An 18,080-nucleotide genomic window follows, 5' to 3' on the forward strand; every position below is an offset into this window, starting at 1 on the left:
TTATTCCGGATTCCTGCACCTTAGAATACAGCCCAGGTCCATTCCTTTTACAGGCCCGCATTTCCTGGCAGGCCGGAGACAGCCCGGACGCCTTCTTCAAAAACGTACAGTAGTTTGACAAAAATCCGAAATTCCTGTCAGCATACCTTAAAAAGACCTGCAAATATCACGCTTCCTCAACTCTCTTTCACCTTTCCTGGCGCCTCCTGGGAATTAGTGATAAAAATCATATTTTTTAAGTTTTGCAACACATTACAACGCCATTTAAAATAAAACAACAATATGCAACCATTTTTAACAATGTATCATTTTAACACCTTAAAATGAGTTTGTAATTTATAATTTGTTAAAAAATCAGCCAAAACAGCGATTTTCATACTGAAAATTTCCGGCTATAAAGCTGCTAATATGTCGCATTTTGATTACATTTACTTCATCATAAAGCAGCAAAAAAACACTTTCTATAAATAATTTTCATAAAAATTATACCATGAAAAATCACTTCACTTTCATCCTGATGGCCATGCTGTTGGTATGGTCTGCCACCACTGCTCAGGCACAATCCCCAGCCCGTATTTCTGATGCAGACGCTTCTTTTTTGTTGCAAAAAACAATAGGCAACTGGCTCGTTGACAAGTCTAGCTGGCAAGCTGATACAAGGCAGATGCTCACGGTTCCGGGCAGGGCAATCTTTAAACCGTCCTCGACCGATGTATCGGTGCACGAGCAGTACGAATTTACAGCGGCTGATGGCACCCTGCAGCAAGAAGCAGGCTGCCTGCGTTTCTCCAAAACCCGCCACCAGTTCGAATTCTACAAGACCAACGGCGCCACAGGCAAAGAGACACTGTTGTTCACCGGCTCCTGGTATCCTGAATTTAACACGATCATGCTTACTGCCGTCACCTCGGGCAACAGCAAGCATGCAAACCCGGACCAATGGCGTTATGTTTTCCAGAACAATGGCGCATTTACCAAACTGGTGTACAAGGCAGACAAAAAGGGCAATATGCTCCTCTCAGACCAGTACCATCACACCCCTAACAGAACGGCTGAGCTGTAAAACCATCTGAGCTCTATTTAACCTCAAAATACCTCCAGGGCCGGAACGCTGCTGGAGGTATTTGTTTTTTGCCCCTACAGCAGCTCCTTTGCCGGATCCCAGAAACGTTTCTCAAACTCAAGCACCTGGTCATTCTCTACCTGCACCCCCTCCTGCTCCAGGCGCTCCTGCATTGCAGCGGCATACTCAAAGTGCTGCTTTCCCGTCAGCAGCCCGTTGCGGTTCACCACACGGTGTGCCGGAATGGCCGTAAAAGGCTGTGAACTAATCAGCGCCCACCCTACCATACGTGCAGATCCTTTAGCCCCCAGGTAACTGGCAATGGCCCCGTAGGAGGTCACCCTCCCCTCAGGTATCAGCCTCACCACTTCATATACATTCTGAAAAAAACTCTCTTTTTCTGCTTTCATAATATTTTCAAAAAAATTGAACCCTGCATTAAACCCGACGGAATAACTTTTGTCTAAGGGCAAGCCAGGTAGGTGCGCCGGGCGGTTTATCGGTTGTAAGTTTAAGCTCTCCTAAAGAACTTTACAAGCTGGGTTTGGGTTTAGTAAGAGGGTAATTTGAACAGCTTTTTAATGTTTAAACGCCAAGACAGATTTTAATCTGTTTTTTTGTTTTAGCCGCCGATGCATATTTAATAACTTTGAGAAACAAAAATTCCTAACTGCACTCCGGGTGTAAAACATTAAATGAATAAAACTGTTAAAATCACACTGATAGTGGTAGCCATTGCGGCAATTGCTTACCTGCTCGTAAACAAGGTGTTCTCTGATAACGGTGAAGCAAAAGTAGCCGGACCAACAGGTGGTCCTATGGCACAGCGGGTGGCTGTTGATGTATTTGTGGTGTCGCCGTTGGCATTCCAGAACAAGATAACCTCTACCGGCACTGTGCTTGCCAATGAGGAGGTGGAGCTGATAAGTGAGATTGCCGGCCGTGTAACAGGAATCAATTTTGAAGAGGGCACACGGGTTAAAAAAGGGCAGCTGCTCCTGACCGTGAACGTGCAGGACCTGCAGGCGCAGCTCCAGAAGCTGAAATCAAACCAGAAGCTGTACCGGGACATGGAGGAACGCCAGCGCACCCTCCTGGAGAAAGAGTATATCAGCCGCCAGGAGTATGACCAGGTGAGCAACCAGCTGGCCACTGCCAACGCCGACATACGCGCCCTGGAGGCAACCCTTGCAAAGGCTTACCTGCGCGCGCCTTTTGATGGGGTAATTGGCATGCGGCAGGTGAGCGAAGGCAGTTATGTGTCTGCCAACACTCCAATTGCCAGGGTAGTAGACATTAGCCCGGTTAAAATAGAATTCTCTGTGCCAGGCCGCTACAGCCATCAGCTTAAGGAAGGCGACCAGATTATTTTTACCTCCGAAGGCAACCCGGAGCGGTATGAAGCAAAGATTTATGCGGTAGCTCCGAAAATAGACCCGGCAACACGCACTATGGTGGTGCGGGCGCTGTACGACAACAAGCAGGAAGAAGTAAAGCCCGGCGCTTTCGTAAAAATTGAAATTGCGCTCAAAGATGTAGATGAAGCCATTCTGCTGCCAACCGAGGCCATTATACCAGAGGCTACAGGCCATAAAGTATTTCTAGCAAAAGGAGGCAAAGCAGTTCCGCAGATGGTGAAGATCGGGCAGCGGTCCGAAACTCTGATCCAGATTACAGAGGGAATTGAGCCGGGAGACACCATCATCCAGTCCGGAATCCTGCAGGTTCGGCCAGGCTCCAACCTGAGTATCCGAAACATAAACGCCTCCACAGACCAGTAAGCCTATGGCTGCTGCACCTGTTCGGCATAAATCAGTCACCTGCCACAGGCACTCCACCTCCCGGTTCTTACAGGAACTATGGATTCTTGAAACGGCTGCGTACCACACAGGCTCAGAAAACAAACAAACGGAGCAGCACGCTCCGCAATTAAATCAAATTCATGGCAAGTTTATCTAATATAAGCATTAAACGCCCTGTGCTGGCCATCGTGATGAGCATCACGATTATGGTGTTCGGGTTTATCGGTATCACGTACCTGGGGGTGCGCGAGTACCCGAGCGTTGATCCGCCCATCGTAAACGTAAGAACTACCTATACCGGTGCCAACGCCGAAACCATTGAATCAGAAATAACTGAGCCGCTGGAAGAGTCGATTAATGGTATTGCCGGCATCAGAACGCTTACTTCTACCAGCAGCGACGGCAACAGCAACATTACGGTAGAGTTTAACCTGGACGTAGACATGGAGGCCGCCGCAAATGACGTACGCGACCGGGTGTCGCGGGCACAGCGCCGGCTGCCCGAAGATGCAGAGCCCCCTACCATTGCCAAAGCAGATGCTGATGCAAACCCTATCCTTTTTCTGGGGATCAGGAGTGAGTCCCGTACACTCCTGGAACTTTCAGACATAGGCATGAATGTGTTTAAGGAGCAGCTACAGACCATACCTGGGGTCAGTGAAATTATGATCTGGGGCGACAAGCGCTACTCCATGCGCCTCTGGATGAACCCCGACAAGCTCTCCGCCTTACAGATTACACCCGTTGAAGTTCAAAATGCCCTGACCCGCCAGAACGTAGAATTGCCATCTGGAAGTATAGAAGGTGCCACCACAGAGCTTTCAGTAAGAACGATGGGGCGGATCTCAACACCTGAAGAATTCAATAACCTGGTGGTACGACAGGATGCTGACCGTTTGATAAGGTTCCAGGACATTGGCTATGCCCAGCTCGCCCCCGAAAACGAAAAGACAGTGCTCCGCTACAACGGCATACCTATGATAGGTGTGGTGCTTGTGCCACAGCCCGGCTCCAACCAGGTAGAGATTGCCGATGAATTCTACAGACGGCTGGATTTCATTAAAAAAGACCTGCCTGAAGACCTGGAGCTTACTATCGGCTTCGACAACTCTCAATATATTAAAGCTTCCATTGCCGAGGTACAAGAAACGATCTTTGTAGCCTTTGGTCTGGTTGTGGTCATTATCTTCCTGTTCCTGCGCGACTGGCGTTCTACACTTATCCCGGTAGTGGCAATCCCGGTGTCTCTCATCGGCGCTTTCTTTATTATGTACCTGATGGACTTTTCCATTAACGTACTCACGCTGCTTGGTGTAGTGCTGGCCATTGGCCTGGTAGTAGACGACGCCATTGTGATGCTGGAAAACATCTATGCCCGGATTGAGGATGGGCAGGAACCCATGAAAGCGGCCAAAAAAGGCTCTGAGGAGATTTACTTTGCCATTATATCTACCACAGTGGCCCTGGCAGCAGTATTTATGCCGGTGGCTTTCCTGGAAGACACCACCGGGCGGCTTTTCCGGGAGTTTGGCATTGTGGTGGCCGGTTCTGTCATCATCTCCTCGTTTGTGTCCTTAACACTAACTCCGATGATGTCTTCGCGCATCCTCAAGCGCCGGGAAACGCCAAACTGGTTTTACCGCAAGACAGAACCCTTCTTTACCTCCCTTACCGATGGTTACCGCAGCAGCCTGGAGAGTTTTATGAAAGTGCGCTGGGTAGCTTTTGTCCTGATCATTATCTCAGCAGGCGCTATCTGGTGGCAAATGTCTACACTTCAGTCTGAGTTAACGCCAGATGAGGACAGGAGCGGGCTCAGAATAAATGCCACCGGTCCGGAAGGAGCCTCTTTTGAGTTCATGGATAGGTATATGAACGAACTCACCTCCCTGGTCAACGACTCGGTGCAGGGCATTGCCAGCATTACCTCCATGACACGGAATTCCAACTCCGGCTTTATCCGGTTGCGTTTGGTAGACTCAAAAGACCGCGACAAATCGCAGCAACAGATCGTAGACGATCTGCCCGCCCTTATTAATCAGATACCTGGTGCCAGAGCCTTCGCCTCCGGCGACAAAGGGCTTGGCGGTGGCCGGGGAGCCGGTCAGCCGGTGCAGTTTGTGGTGCAGTCGCAGAGCATAGAAAAGTTGCGCGATATCATTCCTCCTTTCCTGGAGGCGGCACAGCAAGACCCGACCTTCAACTTCGTGGATGTGAACCTCAAATTTAACAAGCCAGAGCTGCGGGTAGAGATTGACCGTGAAAAAGCCACTGCCCTGGGAGTTAGCGTACGCGACGTGGCTCAGACTATGCAGCTTGGCCTGAGTGGGCAACGCTTTGGCTATTTTGTGAGAGGTGGCAAGCAATACCAGATTCTGGGGCAGGTGGCACGCGAAAACCGCAGCGAACCGCTCGACCTCCGTAGCCTGTACGTAAAAAATGCCAATGGAGAACTCATACAGCTGGACAACCTGATTGAGTTGAAAGAAGAAAGTGCCTCACCGCAGGTATACCGCTTTAACAGGTTTGCCGCCGCTACCTTTAGCGCCTCCCTCGCCAAAGGCAAAACCATAGGAGATGGCGTGGCAGCCATGGAGAAAATTGCAGAAGATGTGCTGGACGAAACCTACCAGACAACACTGGCGGGCCAGTCAAGAGACTTCTCTGAGAGCTCTGGAAGCTTAATGTTTGCCTTCCTGCTGGCCCTGGGGCTTATTTACCTGGCACTCTCGGCACAGTTCGAGAGCTTCCGCGACCCCATCATTATCATGTTCACGGTGCCTTTGGCTCTGGCTGGTGCACTGTTAAGCCTCTGGTATTTTAATGAGACCATGAACATTTTCAGTCAGATAGGCATGATCATGCTCGTGGGTCTGGTAACCAAAAACGGCATCCTGCTGGTGGAGTTTGCCAATCAGCGGAAGCAACAGGGCCTCACTAAGCTCGATGCAGCCGTAGACTCGGCTGTGTCACGCTTCCGCCCGATCCTGATGACAAGCCTTTCCACCATTCTGGGAACCCTGCCAATTGCCCTCGCTTTAGGCGCAGGCTCCGAAAGCCGTGCCTCTATGGGTATAGCCGTGGTAGGCGGCCTGATCTTCTCTACAGGACTGACGCTGTATATTATCCCGGCTATTTACTCTTACTTCTCAAACTCAACCGTGGGGCCCATCGACAAGGAAGAAGAGGAGGAACTGAAGCCAGTACAAGCTAAAGCAGCAAAGCCAGCCACAGTTATCCAGTAAGTATGTAGGTTTTGCTAAATTAATTGTTCATACTCCCGTTTAAAGATAAGAGATACATTATTTAATGTCACTGCAAAAAACCACTGCGCTGCTTCTACTTGGCATGGCGCTCCTATGGCCCGGCTTTTCCCGGGCGCAGGAAAAACTTACCCTGGAGCAAGCCATTGAATTCGGCCTGCAGCACAACTACGACATCCGGATTGTAACAAAGGAGCAGAAAATCAGCGAAAACAACGTGACCCTTGGCAATGCTGGTTTCCTGCCATCCGTAGACGCCCGCTATACCCGCGACTTTTCCAGGAACGACATCCGCAACCAGTTCGAAAACAATGAGCCGCGCATCGTCGACAACTCTACCAACAGAGGATCCAATGCCAGCCTGCTGCTGAACTGGACCCTCTTTGACGGCGGCCGCATGTTCATTAACAACAACCGCCTGAAGGCCCTGGAGAGATCAGGGGCATTTTTCACAAAGGCAACCGTGGAGAGCACCCTGGCAGATATTATTACGGCCTACCACGATGTGGTGCGGCAGGCGCGCAAGATAAATTCTATCGAGGATGCCATTGCCATATCGGAGCAGCGCGTAAATATTACGCAGGAGCAGTACAATGTGGGCGTGAGCGCCAAAGTGGAGATATTGCGGGCACAGGTAGATTACAACGCCGACCGCGCCGAACTGCTGCGCCAGATGGAGCTGCTGCAAACCTCCAAGATAAACCTGAACCAATTGCTTGGCCGCGACCCCAACATCGATTTTGTGGTGGACGATGTAATTGAAGTAGCCAATGATTTCAGGCTGGCCACCATCAACAACCAGTTGCTTTCTTCTAACCCGAACCTGCAGCGCCTCCGGATAAACCGCGACATAGCCATTTATGACCTCCGCTCAGCCCGTGCCATGCGCCTGCCAACCGTGGGTCTTGCCGGCGGCTATGGCATAAACCGCTCTATCCAGGACCCTCAATTTTTCGGCAACACCATCGGAACGAACGAAAGCAATCGGCAAGGGTTTAACTACGGGCTGACTTTTACGCTGCCTATTTTTAATGGGTTGGAGATAAACCGCCAGATACAAAACTCACGCATAGCCGTAGATGCCAACTCTCTTGCGCTGCAGCGCGAGCAGAACAACCTGCAGTCGGATATGTCGCGGGCCTTTACGCAGTACCAGAACCGCCTGCAGCTGCTGGAGCTGGAGGAGTCGAATGTGGTGCTGGCAAAGCAGAATGCCGAGATCGCCATGGAACGCTACCGGCTAGGGCTGCTCACGGCCATAGAACTCCGCGAGGCACAACGCAACCAGCTGGTGGCCGAAACCCGCCTGATAGACATACAGTTTGAGGCGAAGGTGGCCGAAACAGAACTAAAAAGAATTGGCAGCACCCTGCTGCAGGAAAGCAATTGATCAGCTAGTAAAGCCTTTCAGATTATTCTAATCAAAACACCCCCTCTGAGGTGCATTGTTGCTGGGTTGTTTATTCTGCCTGGGCAAGATGGCTCCCGGAGCCACCTTACCGCGCATTTCTACTCGCAGGGATCAGGCTTGGGTGCAGGGTAGCGTGCCTCAGAGGGGGTGTTTTGATTAGAATAATTGATCTCCCTGCATGGCGATAGCTGTAAACCGGAAACTGCAGGCTATAAGAAACCAGGTTTGTAAAAATTCCAGCTTTTTAGTTTAGCAATTCTCCTAAGCGGAATACCGGGAGGCAGGCTTTCGCAGCAGTGGCGTCAGGACCAGGCTCACCAGAAAAGCCAGCATGGCAGTCAGCACCACTTCCAGCCGCCTGTCGGGCGTGTAGACCAATACCCGTAACACCACCAGCCCTAAGGTAACAGCTACTACGAGCAACCAGTAATTAGCCAGGCTCCCGGTTCGCTCAGGCACCTTTTGCAGCGGCAGTTGCAGCATGGCCCATAAAACGACCAGCATGCCGGCCAGCGAATTGATTAGCTGCAAAACCAGAAAGGGCGAAGCCGAAAGCCCGGCCACCGTATAGCTCCTGCTCAGAAACGGGGATGAAAAATTCATCAAAAAGCCATCGGAATGTGTAAATCCGTCCCAGAAAAGATGCGAGAGGGAGCCAACCAACGCAGAGGTCACCACCAGCAGGTAATGTTTCCTGAAATGGGAGGGCCAGTTCAGCTTCCTGTATGGGTAAAGCCTGTTCCTCAGAAAATCAGGGAGGTTATCGATGAGGGCATCGCGGACAAACAAATGAAACAGAAAAGAGAGCCCCAGCGATACCGGCAGGCAAAACAAAAACACGCCGGTGATGCTGTGACTAAAGGCATTGGAGTGTTTCATGAACAGGAATTTCTCGAAATCCGGCGCCATGCTGCCGATCACCAGCCCTGTAAGTGAAGTCCACTTCCTGAAAACACGGTAAATCGGAAAGATAATGGCCGGATGTGAAAAAGTAAATGGCATAGGCTCCCTGGTTGTATCCGGAATATACTCACAAAATGCTACTTTACCTGCATTGGCAACAAAATTTAAGCATAAAATGCAATATAGTTTCGGCTCCTGCAGCGTTATGCCTGCCAGAAAGGATAGACGCGTTTGCCCGGCTGAAGAAAAGGAGCCAGCGTAATGCCGAGCAGAAAAGCCGCAATAGTGGTAAAGATCACATCCATGGGGTACGCAGCCTCTACCCAGAACCGCACACCCATCACCGCCCCCATGATCAGCATCACCGTCAGCCAATATAGCCAGGGCGAGAATTCAGGTGCAGCAGGAGTTTCAGAACTAAGCATACGGTACACCACATACAAGATATACAGCAGCCCAAACAAAGAACTGATTAGCTGCATCACCAGGTACACGGGTAGACTGAAGGTTTCGAAGGAGATTTTTTGCCGGAGCTGCGGCACCAGGTCGGCCACAAAGCTGTGCTTGTGGGTGAAGGCATCCCAGAGCAGGTGCGTCAGCGCGCCCACGACAATTGAAAGGATAATGGCTTTGTAGTGCCTGTTGAAATGCGCGACCCAGTTGAAGTTCTTGTACCGGCTGAAACGGCGGCGCAGCAAGCCTGGCAGGCTATCGATCAGCGTGTTCCGGACAACCAGGTGAAAAACCAGCGCGATCAGGATAGAAATTGGCAGGCTAAACCAGAAAACACCCAGCAGGGTATGGCTGTAGGTATTTCCGGAGCCCAGCTTTATGAATTTTTCGAAATCCGGCGCCATGCTTCCAACCACCAGCCCGGTGAGGGAGGCGCTGCCAAACAGGCGGTGAAGCGGCAACACAACGGCAGGATGCGAGAACGTGAAAGGCATTACAGATTACAGCTTTGTTCAGAAGGAACATCGGAGGCTTCAATACCTCGCAGAAGCTGCAAAGGTACATATTTCAGGCTGACCTCCTACGCCAATTTGATGTGTTGACTCTTTAATTTGAAGAGTTGGAGATGTGAAGACCTGGCAATACGTTGCCGGCGCAGGTCTCATTAAGGGTCAGCTCGCCAGGCACAAGGTTTCACTCCTGTACCTCACGCCCCGGCTCAAAAGGAATCCCTCACCTAAAATAAAGCCCCTCCGGAGCAGCGGGGGCCGCCGCTCCGGAGGGGCAAAAGCATTAGAATCATGTCACCTGCTTCTGAGATCATCCGTCTGCCAGGCATCTTTTTTCTCAAGGCGCCATCCTGCAGGCTACTCCAGGGCCAGCACTTTTCGGCGGGCCGGCACACTGTATAAGAGGAGGCCGCCCATGATCAGCATCATGCCAAAGTTACCTGACCAGCCGGGCCAGGCTATGCCCAGGAGCAGCACCTCTCCTATTACCGTCACCAGAATCTCAAGCGACTGGGTAGCTTCTACGGCTGCCATGGCTGCGCCATCGGTGCGGACCATATGCATGGCTTTGAAAAAGAAGATGCAGCCCAACACACCGGAGCTAACTGCTATAACCGATACCGCCAGCACCTGCTGCTCCGAGGGCCAGCCAGCTTCGCTGTAGCCATACCCCATCAGCAACAGGTTAAACGGCAGACTGCCAATGGCGGTACCGGCCACACGCTGCATGGCACTTAGTTTCTGCTGCGTCACCTCCAGGTGCAGCATGAGCTTGCGGTTTGCAAGTGGCCACAAAAAGGCAGCTGTCAGCACCAGGCCAACACAAGTCAGCAACTGCCCTGTGGTGTAACTTCCTTCTCTCTGGCTCCACTGCATCAGCACGATGCCCATCAGAATTAAAACAGACAGGAGAAGTGCGCGCACCGGAATGCGGGCACGGCCATCTTTATAAATAAAAGGTGCGATTAAAATGCCCGCTACGATGGTAAACTGAAACACGCCCGCCACCAGCCAGCCCGGCCCAAACATGGCTCCGTAGGTTAAAAAGAAATAGGTAAGCCCAAAGGCCACGCTGCCCCAGCCAATCCAGACCCAGATTGTTGTGCCCATTACCTGCAGTAGCTGCTTTAACTGGCCCTGCATTTGCAGCAGAAGGCCTAAGAGCAGCACCAGCAAGGTCGTGCGCAGCCCTGTCGTCCAGGCCCAGTGGCCGCCGGTGCTTGCCAGAAAACTGTTGAGAATGTAAGTTGAACTAAAAAAAACACCGGCCAGTGCGCCGGTTGCTATTGCTTTGGAATGTTGAGAAGCCTGCATCACCCGTAAAAAATTTCAGGCAAAGGTAGAGCAGCAGCAGTATCAGGATGCAGGATTTTGAGCAACAAGCATGGTACTTTCAGCACCACCTGCCCGGAACTGCATAGGCGTAGTGCTTGTGAGCCGCCTAAAAAACCGCACAAAGTACGAAGCGTCTTCGAAGCCAAGCTCAAAGGCAATTTCTTTTACAGAGAGGCTGCTAAAGTAAAGCAGGCGTTTACTTTCGAGCAGTAGCCGCTCGTGCTGCATATCGGCCACGGTCGTGTTCAGGTACTGGCGGCAGAGGCTGTTGAGGTGCTTGGGTGTAATGGCCAGGGCATCGGCATAAAAGGTAATGGGCCGGTGCTCCCTGAAATGCTCCTCTACCAGGTGGCTCAACTGAAAAAGCCGTTCGCTGTGCCGGGTTGGCGTAAGCTGCTTTATGACCTGAACGCTCTCGTGCAGCAGGTAACGCAGCAGTATGTACAGGTACCGCAACAATATGCTCCAATCGGGCAGCGGCTTCTGCAGCTCCATCTCCATCAGGTGCGCCAGTTGCTCCACCGTATGCTGCAGTTGCGGTGGCAGGTCGAGGTAGGGGTGTTGGTACAGGGAGCCGAACAGCATCAGCACTTCGTGGGCGCTGGTGCCGGTTGTTTGCAGAAACTTCTCCGAAAACGATACCAGGATGCCCTGCTCCTGCCGCGACTGCCGTTGGTGCGCCTGCCCCGGCCGCACAAAAAAAATACGGCCCGCCTCCAGGGCATAACGCCTGAAATCGATCAGGTTGTCGCCGCCTTTGGTTTCCTGCACCAGCATGAGCATATAGGCATCGTGGCTGTGCGGCACCTCCGACAGTTCGCTGGTATACTCCCCGAGCGGAACAACCGTCAGCGGCTGCTGGTGCAGCAGGTCCTGGTTGGGCAGTTTGTCGTGTTTTCGTTCTTTCATCTGGGGTAGCACAGGCAGCCAAAACAACATCCCGGGCTGGCAGCAAATGAAAGAATTTATCCGGAAGTTTCTTTGCCGGTAGGCAGAATATTTTAGAAAGCACGTCTGAAGCCAATACTATTGATACTTGGCAGGCCCAATAAGCAGCAGCAGCGGCAGCAGCAAAAAGCTCCGGAGGTTAATTTTCATTGAAATAATTGCTGCTGCTGGCTATGCCAAAATGCCCGGCAACTTCTTTGAGCTGAACTCAGGAAGTAGCGCCTGCAGCAACAGCCTTACTACAAACTTTAATTTAGAAGCTCCAACCGAGCGAAACACCAGCTGAAAGATCAAAAAAATTGTAACTGTTACTTAAGTACTTGGCATTGTTTACTGATTTTGAAATAAGAACAGGTTTAAGCCCGGCCCTGAGCACCAAACCTCCGGATGGCTTCTGGTAGCGGTAGCCGATATGTGAAACTAAATGATGACCATGAAAAACTATGCGATAAAAGTCTGTTAGCACCCCATTCTCTTTTCGTTTATGATACCCTACCGTGTTGCTATAGGAGTAACCAAGGCCTGTTTCAAAATGATGATTCCTTTTACCCATCACCACAGACACCTCAGAAATTAGCCCGTAGTCTAAAGCTCTCTTATCACCAAACTCCGATAGTGCCTGCCGGGTTCTGTTCCTAACCGTGAACGCACTCACCCCGGCGCGAGCCAGTACCTTTAGTGAATTTCTCTGAAAAACCATTCGGTCATAATTTAAAGAATAGCCAGGCGTTAAACCGCCAGCCTCCACATAGATGCTGTTCTTCTTGGTAAACTCTTCAGGCAAGCGCTGCGCATAGGCGCTCGTAGAGAAGAGCAACAGCAGTGGAAAGCAGGAAAGAATTGTTACAGATGGCTTCATAAGTGCGATTTTGACTTGAGGTGGAGGTGCAAGTTTAAAAGCTCCAATTTAAGGTAAGAATTCATCAATTTTTATACCAGAAGAAGCCATGATGCAAAGTCCCTTATCAAATCTACACTGCTGCCGTTACTGCCTGACCAGTGTAGCTGCAGAAAAACATGTCCTTTATCTAAGGATCAGCACCTTACCCCGGGTGCTGGTTCTTCTATTCTAGTGCGGAACATAATTTTGCCTCCAAGAAATCAATTCAGGAACGCTTTTTGCTGCATTTTATATTTAAACATTTACTTCATAAGTAAAATTATTTATTTGTAAAGGCTCCAATTAAGTAGTAACTTAGCCTTGCCAATAATCAGGAAAAAAATCGCTACAAGTTTATATTTTTTGAATGACGAGGAACGATTGTTCGTTTGACACTCAGCTTCTTATCAGCTTTTAATATTTTTATTCATGGTATACTTAGCTCAAAAGCTATTCCTAGTAGTCGGCCTGCTCGCGATGGCGAGAGGCTGCACCGACCCGGCCGCCCTGCAACCCAATGAGCGGGTGCTGAAAGGCGAGAAACTCGACCAGTATGTAACTTATTTTAACCAGATGGAACCCGAGGATGTGGTGAACTACGTTCCGAACGCCCAGTCAGCCAGCTGGATGAAACAAAACGTGCCGCTGTTCGAATGCCCCGACTCCGTGCTGGAGAAAAACTACTATTACCGCTGGTGGACCTTCCGGAAGCACCTGAAAGAAACACCTGACGGCTTCGTGTTCACCGAGTTCATTACACCCGTGAGCCACGATGGCATGCACAACACCATCAGCTGCGCCCTCTCCCACCACGTGTACGAAGGCCGCTGGCTGCACAACCAGGAGTACCTGAACCAGTATGTGAACTTCTGGTTCGAGACTGAGAAAAAATCGGAACGTAGCAAATACTACAAATTCAGCAGCTGGATTGGCGATGCCGCCTATAACCGCTTTCTGGTAAACCAGGACTCAGCGCACGTGCTGGCCCTGCTCGACGATTTTATAGAAGACTACAAGACTTGGGAAAAGACCAACAACTACGGCAAAAACCTGTTCTGGCAATTTGATGTGCGCGATGGCATGGAAGAGTCGGTGAGCGGCTCGCGCAGGGAGAAAAACGCGCGGCCAACCATCAGCAGCTACATGTTCGGCTATGCCAACGCTATTGCCAACCTGGCCACCATGGCCGGCAAACCCGAAGTGGCCACCGAATACAAACAAAATGCCGCCACCATCAAGGCAGCCGTGCAGGAGCACCTGTGGGATGACAAGGACAAATTCTATAAAACCCGCCTCGAAAACGGCGAGCTCCACAGAGCCCGCGAAGCCATCGGCTACATTCCGTGGTACTTTAACCTGCCCGACGACTCGCCAGCCTATGCCCAGGCCTGGGAACAGGTCCGCGACTCAGCCGGCTTTGCCTCCCCCTGGGGCCTGACCACGGCCGAGCGACGTGAGCCTACTTTCCGTACGCGCGGTTCCGGCCACGGCTGCGAGTGGGATGGCGCTATCTGGCCCTTTGCCTCTACTCAAACCCTGAAAGGGCTGGCAAACCTGCTCAACAACTACTCCAACCATACCATGACCAAGCAGGACTACTACGATGCCCTGCATACCTACGCCTGGTCGCACCAGAAAAACGGCAAGCCTTACCTGGGCGAATACCAGGATGAAAAGACTGGCTACTGGCTGAAAGGCGACAACCCGCGCAGCAGCTACTACAACCACTCCGGCTTTACCGACCTGGTTATAAACGATTTGGTAGGCCTGAAACCACAGCCCGGCAACAGCATAGAAGTGCAGCCGCTCATTCCGGAAGGCCAATGGGACTGGTTCTGCCTCGACAATGTGCTGTACCACAACCAGATCGTGACCATCCTGTGGGATAAAACCGGCGAGAAATACGGCAAAGGAAAAGGCTTCCGTATTTTTGCAGACGGCAAGGAGATACATCACTCCAAAGACCTGAAGCAGGCCGTGGCAAAACTGCCCTCCAAAAAAAGCTAAGAACAATCAGCAAAAACAAACACTTCATTTACAAAAATCCTTATAATGAACACGAGACGGTCCAGCATCCTCCGAAGCTTCTTATTTTCGCTTTTTTGTTTCGTCATGCTTTCGGCGGTAACGGCCAGGGCAGAGAAAAGCCCCTACTACAACGTACTGAAGTACGGCGCCAAGAATGATGGCAGCAAAATAGCCACCGAAGCCATCAAAAAAGCCATCGATGCCGCTTCGAAAGCAGGTGGCGGCACGGTATTTTTCCCGGCTGGCGAATACCTGACCGGTCCTATCCATCTGAAAAGCAACATCACCATCTTTATAGATGCGGGTGCCCTGATCAAGTTCAGCGACAATTTCGACGATTACCTGCCGATGGTTCCCTCGCGCTGGGAAGGTATTGACGTGGTAAACTTCTCGCCACTCTTCTACGCCTACGAGCAGGAGAACATTACCATCATGGGCCGCGGCACCATAGACGGGCAGGGCAAAAAATGGTGGGATTTCCACCACAAGCTCTACGACAAAAGCATGCCCCGTACCAAGTGGCAGCTCGAGTTCGACAAAAACAACAAAGATGTGCTGATGCCTGACATCCCGGGCATGATCGCGCGCGGCTTCCTGCGCCCGCCCTTCATCCAGCCTCTTTTCTGCAAAAACGTGCGTATCGAGGGCATCACCATCATCAACTCGCCTTTCTGGACTGTTAACCCCGAGTTCTGCGAGAACGTGACCATTACGGGCGTGACCATCAACAACCCGGATTCGCCGAACACCGACGGCATTAACCCATCTTCCTGCCGCTATGTGCACATCTCAGACTGCCACATCAGCGTGGGCGACGACTGCATTACCATTAAATCGGGCAAAGACAGAGCGGGCCGCAAAATGGCGACACCGGCCGAGAACTACACCATCACCAACTGCACCATGCTCAGAGGCCATGGCGGCGTGGTAATCGGCAGCGAAATGTCTGGCGATGTGAAGAAGATCACGATCTCCAACTGCGTGTTCGACGGAACAGACCGTGGCATCCGGATTAAAACAGCCCGTGGGCGCGGTGGCGTGGTAGAAGAGATTCGCGTGGACAACATCATCATGAAAGACATCAAGGACCAGGCGATTGTACTGAGCATGCAATATGCTAAAACGGAGCCGGAACCTGTTACGGAAAGAACGCCGGTGTTCCGCAACATCCATATCAGCGACATTACGGTAGTAGATGCCAACGAAGCAATATTGATTGATGGACTTGAAGAGATGCCTGTGGAGAACATCACCTTTAACAACATGAACATGAACGCCAAAACAGGCGCCATCATCCGGAATGCCAAAAACATTGAATTCCATAACGTAACGATAAACACCGAATCTGGCCCGGCTATTCAGGCAGAAGACGTGCAGATGATGGAATTTGGAGGCGTGAAAACACACAAGCCACATGCCAACACACCTGTCGTGGAATTAAACAATGTAGACGACGCCTTTATATTTAACGCCAACCCTCGCCCCGGCACGGATGTGTACCTGCAACTGAAAGGCCGCAATACCAAAGGCATCATCCTGAATGGCAACAACTTCCGCCATGTAAAAACGCCGGTAGCCCAAGAGAAGGAGGTAACCGAAACCGTGGTGACGGACTCCAAGCAGCAGGCCACGGCTAAGTAGCAGCATCGGCAAAATATTCTAACAACTCAGCCCTGATGAGGAACACAGGCATGCGCATAAAAGCTTTATTTCAACTGATCATATTGTTTATCCTGGCCGGCCCTTTGGTTGCCCAGGATAAACCTGTTCAGGACCAGGTGGAGAAATGGGATATTTTTGAGCTGACCCTGGCTGGTCCGGCGGCTGGCAATCCGTTTATTGAAATACCGCTTACGGCTGAGTTCCGGCAGGGAGAAAAAACGTACACGCCAGACGGCTTTTACGATGGCAACGGCACCTACAAAGTACGCTTCATGCCCGATGCCGAAGGAACCTGGACCTACGAAACCAAAAGCCGCCACGAGGCGCTGAACGGCAAAAAAGGTTCTTTTGTGTGCACCCCTGCCTCGGCAGGCAACCACGGGCCGGTGCGGGTGCGCAACCAATACCATTTCGCTTACGAAGACGGCACACCCTACTTGCCCTTCGGCACCACCATCTACGAGTGGCCTTATCAGCCCCAGGAGCGGCAGGACCAGACCATCGAGACCCTAAAAAACTCGCCTTTTAATAAAGCACGCTTCCTGGCGATACCTCCTTACAAAGAAAAATATGTAGAGGGACCGCTGAAACTGACACAGTTTCCGTTTGAAGGCACCAGCAAAGACAATTGGGATTTTTCCCGGTTCAATACCGAATACTTTCAGCACCTGGAGCACTGCGTGGCCCAATTACGCGACCTTGGTGTGGAAGCCGACTTTATCCTGCTCCGCCCCTACGATGGTGCCTGGGGCTTCGATAAGATGGACATGGCCACGAACGAGCGCTTTATCCGCTACGTGATCGCCCGCTTCGGAGCTTACCGCAACATCTGGTGGAGCCTGGCCAACGAAAACAGCTTTATGCGCCACCTTTCGCAGGAGGATTGGGATACCCTGTTTAAGGTAGTGGAAAAACATGACCCGTACCAGCACCTGCGCTCCATCCACAACGCCGACAGACTCTACGACTACTCCAAGCCCTGGGTCACGCACGTGAGCCTGCAGTATTACAATGCCGTGAAAGCCTTTGGCGTTTCGCCCCTGCTCCGCGACATTTACCGCAAACCCATTGTGCACGACGAGATCAATTACGAAGGCAACATCAGCAGGCGCTGGGGCCAGCTTTCGGGCGAGGAGATGGTAGACCGCTTCTGGATTGCCTATGTGGGCGGTTCCTATGCCACACATGGCGAGGCCACCGAAGAAGGTTGGATCTCGAACGGCGGCACCCTCTCCGGCAGCAGCCCCAAACGCATCGCCTTCCTGAAACAGGTGGTGGAGCAGGGTCCTAAAGAAGGGCTAAACCCATTGGACCAGTACTACCTGATGAACGCAGCCGGAAAGTATGGCGAATACTACCTCTACTACTTCGGCAAAGACACGCCTAAAAACTGGACCTTTGAGCTCCCAGACGATGCCCTGAAGCCGGGCATGAAATTCAAGGCCGATATCATTGATGCCTGGAACATGAAGATAACACCTGTTGGCCAGGTCTTTGAGGTAGAAGAAGTGAACCGCTATAAATTCACCGACAAAAAGAAGTCGAAGATAAAGCTGCCCAATAAGCCCTACCAGGCCATCCGGATACAGCGGGTAGACGGCCCTACAAACGACAACGGGAAAGCCGTGAAACGCAATGAGCTGACCGACGAGGTAGAAGAATAGCAGCAGCATAAGACAATAGCCGCTGGAGGGCCATTTTCATTAGAATAATTACCTCAGAAATAGAAACAAGAAATAAAGGAGGCACCAGAACTCAAGGGTAATACAGCCATGAGGACATTCTGAAAACCTTTTAATTCTGAAAATTCTTGGGGAAGGAGC

At 51.3% G+C, this 18,080-nt stretch carries 13 protein-coding genes; 7 read left to right on the plus strand and 6 right to left on the minus strand.

Going from position 1 to position 18,080, the window contains the following annotated elements:
* The first annotated feature begins 490 nt into the window (after window positions 1-490).
* Window positions 491-1,063, plus strand: a complete 573-nt coding sequence (locus FJM74_RS21625) for a hypothetical protein (RefSeq protein ID WP_187264735.1) — start codon at window positions 491-493, stop codon at window positions 1,061-1,063.
* Window positions 1,064-1,137: 74 nt separating this feature from the next.
* Here the strand turns inward: FJM74_RS21625 and FJM74_RS21630 are convergent, their stop codons facing one another.
* A complete protein-coding gene (locus FJM74_RS21630; protein ID WP_187264736.1) occupies window positions 1,138-1,473 on the minus strand; it encodes an MGMT family protein in 336 nt (111 codons plus the stop codon).
* 285 nt (window positions 1,474-1,758) lie between these two features.
* On the opposite strand from FJM74_RS21630, the gene FJM74_RS21635 reads away from it, so the two are divergent.
* The 3 genes from FJM74_RS21635 to FJM74_RS21645 all read left to right on the plus strand — a co-directional run bounded on the left by FJM74_RS21635 (window position 1,759) and on the right by FJM74_RS21645 (window position 7,518).
* Window positions 1,759-2,844 carry an efflux RND transporter periplasmic adaptor subunit gene (locus tag FJM74_RS21635; protein WP_187264737.1) on the plus strand — a complete coding sequence of 362 codons (1,086 nt, stop codon included), beginning with the start codon at window positions 1,759-1,761 and terminating at the stop codon, window positions 2,842-2,844.
* 161 nt (window positions 2,845-3,005) lie between these two features.
* Window positions 3,006-6,110, plus strand: a complete 3,105-nt coding sequence (locus FJM74_RS21640; protein WP_187264738.1) for an efflux RND transporter permease subunit — start codon at window positions 3,006-3,008, stop codon at window positions 6,108-6,110.
* A 64-nt stretch (window positions 6,111-6,174) separates the two neighbouring features.
* On the plus strand, window positions 6,175-7,518 hold the full coding sequence (locus FJM74_RS21645; RefSeq protein ID WP_187264739.1) for a TolC family protein: 1,344 nt from the start codon (window positions 6,175-6,177) through the stop codon (window positions 7,516-7,518).
* Between the two features lie 282 nt (window positions 7,519-7,800).
* Here the strand turns inward: FJM74_RS21645 and FJM74_RS21650 are convergent, their stop codons facing one another.
* The 5 genes from FJM74_RS21650 to FJM74_RS21670 form a co-directional block, all read right to left on the minus strand.
* The gene (locus FJM74_RS21650; RefSeq protein WP_187264740.1) at window positions 7,801-8,541 is read right to left on the minus strand and encodes a DUF4184 family protein; all 741 of its coding nucleotides are present in this window, start codon (window positions 8,539-8,541) and stop codon (window positions 7,801-7,803) included.
* Between the two features lie 104 nt (window positions 8,542-8,645).
* Window positions 8,646-9,389, minus strand: coding sequence for a DUF4184 family protein (locus FJM74_RS21655; protein ID WP_187264741.1), 744 nt, complete (start codon window positions 9,387-9,389; stop codon window positions 8,646-8,648).
* A 372-nt stretch (window positions 9,390-9,761) separates the two neighbouring features.
* Window positions 9,762-10,718, minus strand: a complete 957-nt coding sequence (locus tag FJM74_RS21660) for a multidrug resistance efflux transporter family protein (RefSeq protein ID WP_187264742.1) — start codon at window positions 10,716-10,718, stop codon at window positions 9,762-9,764.
* A gap of 42 nt (window positions 10,719-10,760) precedes the next feature.
* Window positions 10,761-11,648, minus strand: coding sequence for an AraC family transcriptional regulator (locus FJM74_RS21665; protein ID WP_187264743.1), 888 nt, complete (start codon window positions 11,646-11,648; stop codon window positions 10,761-10,763).
* 292 nt (window positions 11,649-11,940) lie between these two features.
* Complete coding sequence (locus FJM74_RS21670) at window positions 11,941-12,546, minus strand: hypothetical protein (RefSeq protein WP_187264744.1); 606 nt, start codon at window positions 12,544-12,546, stop codon at window positions 11,941-11,943.
* A 450-nt stretch (window positions 12,547-12,996) separates the two neighbouring features.
* Here FJM74_RS21670 and FJM74_RS21675 point away from each other — a divergent pair, with 450 nt between their 5' ends.
* Genes FJM74_RS21675 through FJM74_RS21685 form a run of 3 tightly spaced genes read left to right on the plus strand, consistent with a single transcriptional unit; the run spans window position 12,997 to window position 17,921 of the window.
* Window positions 12,997-14,574 carry an MGH1-like glycoside hydrolase domain-containing protein gene (locus tag FJM74_RS21675; RefSeq protein ID WP_187264745.1) on the plus strand — a complete coding sequence of 526 codons (1,578 nt, stop codon included), beginning with the start codon at window positions 12,997-12,999 and terminating at the stop codon, window positions 14,572-14,574.
* A 45-nt stretch (window positions 14,575-14,619) separates the two neighbouring features.
* The gene (locus FJM74_RS21680; RefSeq protein WP_187264746.1) at window positions 14,620-16,236 is read left to right on the plus strand and encodes a glycoside hydrolase family 28 protein; all 1,617 of its coding nucleotides are present in this window, start codon (window positions 14,620-14,622) and stop codon (window positions 16,234-16,236) included.
* 35 nt (window positions 16,237-16,271) lie between these two features.
* On the plus strand, window positions 16,272-17,921 hold the full coding sequence (locus tag FJM74_RS21685; protein WP_206684087.1) for a DUF5060 domain-containing protein: 1,650 nt from the start codon (window positions 16,272-16,274) through the stop codon (window positions 17,919-17,921).
* The last annotated feature ends 159 nt before the right edge of the window (window positions 17,922-18,080 follow it).

Origin of the sequence: Pontibacter beigongshangensis, assembly GCF_014332515.1 — a bacterium.
GTDB lineage: Bacteria > Bacteroidota > Bacteroidia > Cytophagales > Hymenobacteraceae > Pontibacter > Pontibacter beigongshangensis.

Bases quoted from the DNA above. Each gene is read 5' to 3' on its own strand.
- FJM74_RS21625 (WP_187264735.1), top strand. From the start codon at position 491: ATGAAAAATCACTTCACTTTCATCCTGATGGCCATGCTGTTGGTATGG.
- FJM74_RS21630 (WP_187264736.1), bottom strand. From the start codon at position 1,473: ATGAAAGCAGAAAAAGAGAGTTTTTTTCAGAATGTATATGAAGTGGTG.
- FJM74_RS21635 (WP_187264737.1), top strand. From the start codon at position 1,759: ATGAATAAAACTGTTAAAATCACACTGATAGTGGTAGCCATTGCGGCA.
- FJM74_RS21640 (WP_187264738.1), top strand. From the start codon at position 3,006: ATGGCAAGTTTATCTAATATAAGCATTAAACGCCCTGTGCTGGCCATC.
- FJM74_RS21645 (WP_187264739.1), top strand. From the start codon at position 6,175: ATGTCACTGCAAAAAACCACTGCGCTGCTTCTACTTGGCATGGCGCTC.
- FJM74_RS21650 (WP_187264740.1), bottom strand. From the start codon at position 8,541: ATGCCATTTACTTTTTCACATCCGGCCATTATCTTTCCGATTTACCGT.
- FJM74_RS21655 (WP_187264741.1), bottom strand. From the start codon at position 9,389: ATGCCTTTCACGTTCTCGCATCCTGCCGTTGTGTTGCCGCTTCACCGC.
- FJM74_RS21660 (WP_187264742.1), bottom strand. From the start codon at position 10,718: ATGCAGGCTTCTCAACATTCCAAAGCAATAGCAACCGGCGCACTGGCC.
- FJM74_RS21665 (WP_187264743.1), bottom strand. From the start codon at position 11,648: ATGAAAGAACGAAAACACGACAAACTGCCCAACCAGGACCTGCTGCAC.
- FJM74_RS21670 (WP_187264744.1), bottom strand. From the start codon at position 12,546: ATGAAGCCATCTGTAACAATTCTTTCCTGCTTTCCACTGCTGTTGCTC.
- FJM74_RS21675 (WP_187264745.1), top strand. From the start codon at position 12,997: ATGGTATACTTAGCTCAAAAGCTATTCCTAGTAGTCGGCCTGCTCGCG.
- FJM74_RS21680 (WP_187264746.1), top strand. From the start codon at position 14,620: ATGAACACGAGACGGTCCAGCATCCTCCGAAGCTTCTTATTTTCGCTT.
- FJM74_RS21685 (WP_206684087.1), top strand. From the start codon at position 16,272: ATGAGGAACACAGGCATGCGCATAAAAGCTTTATTTCAACTGATCATA.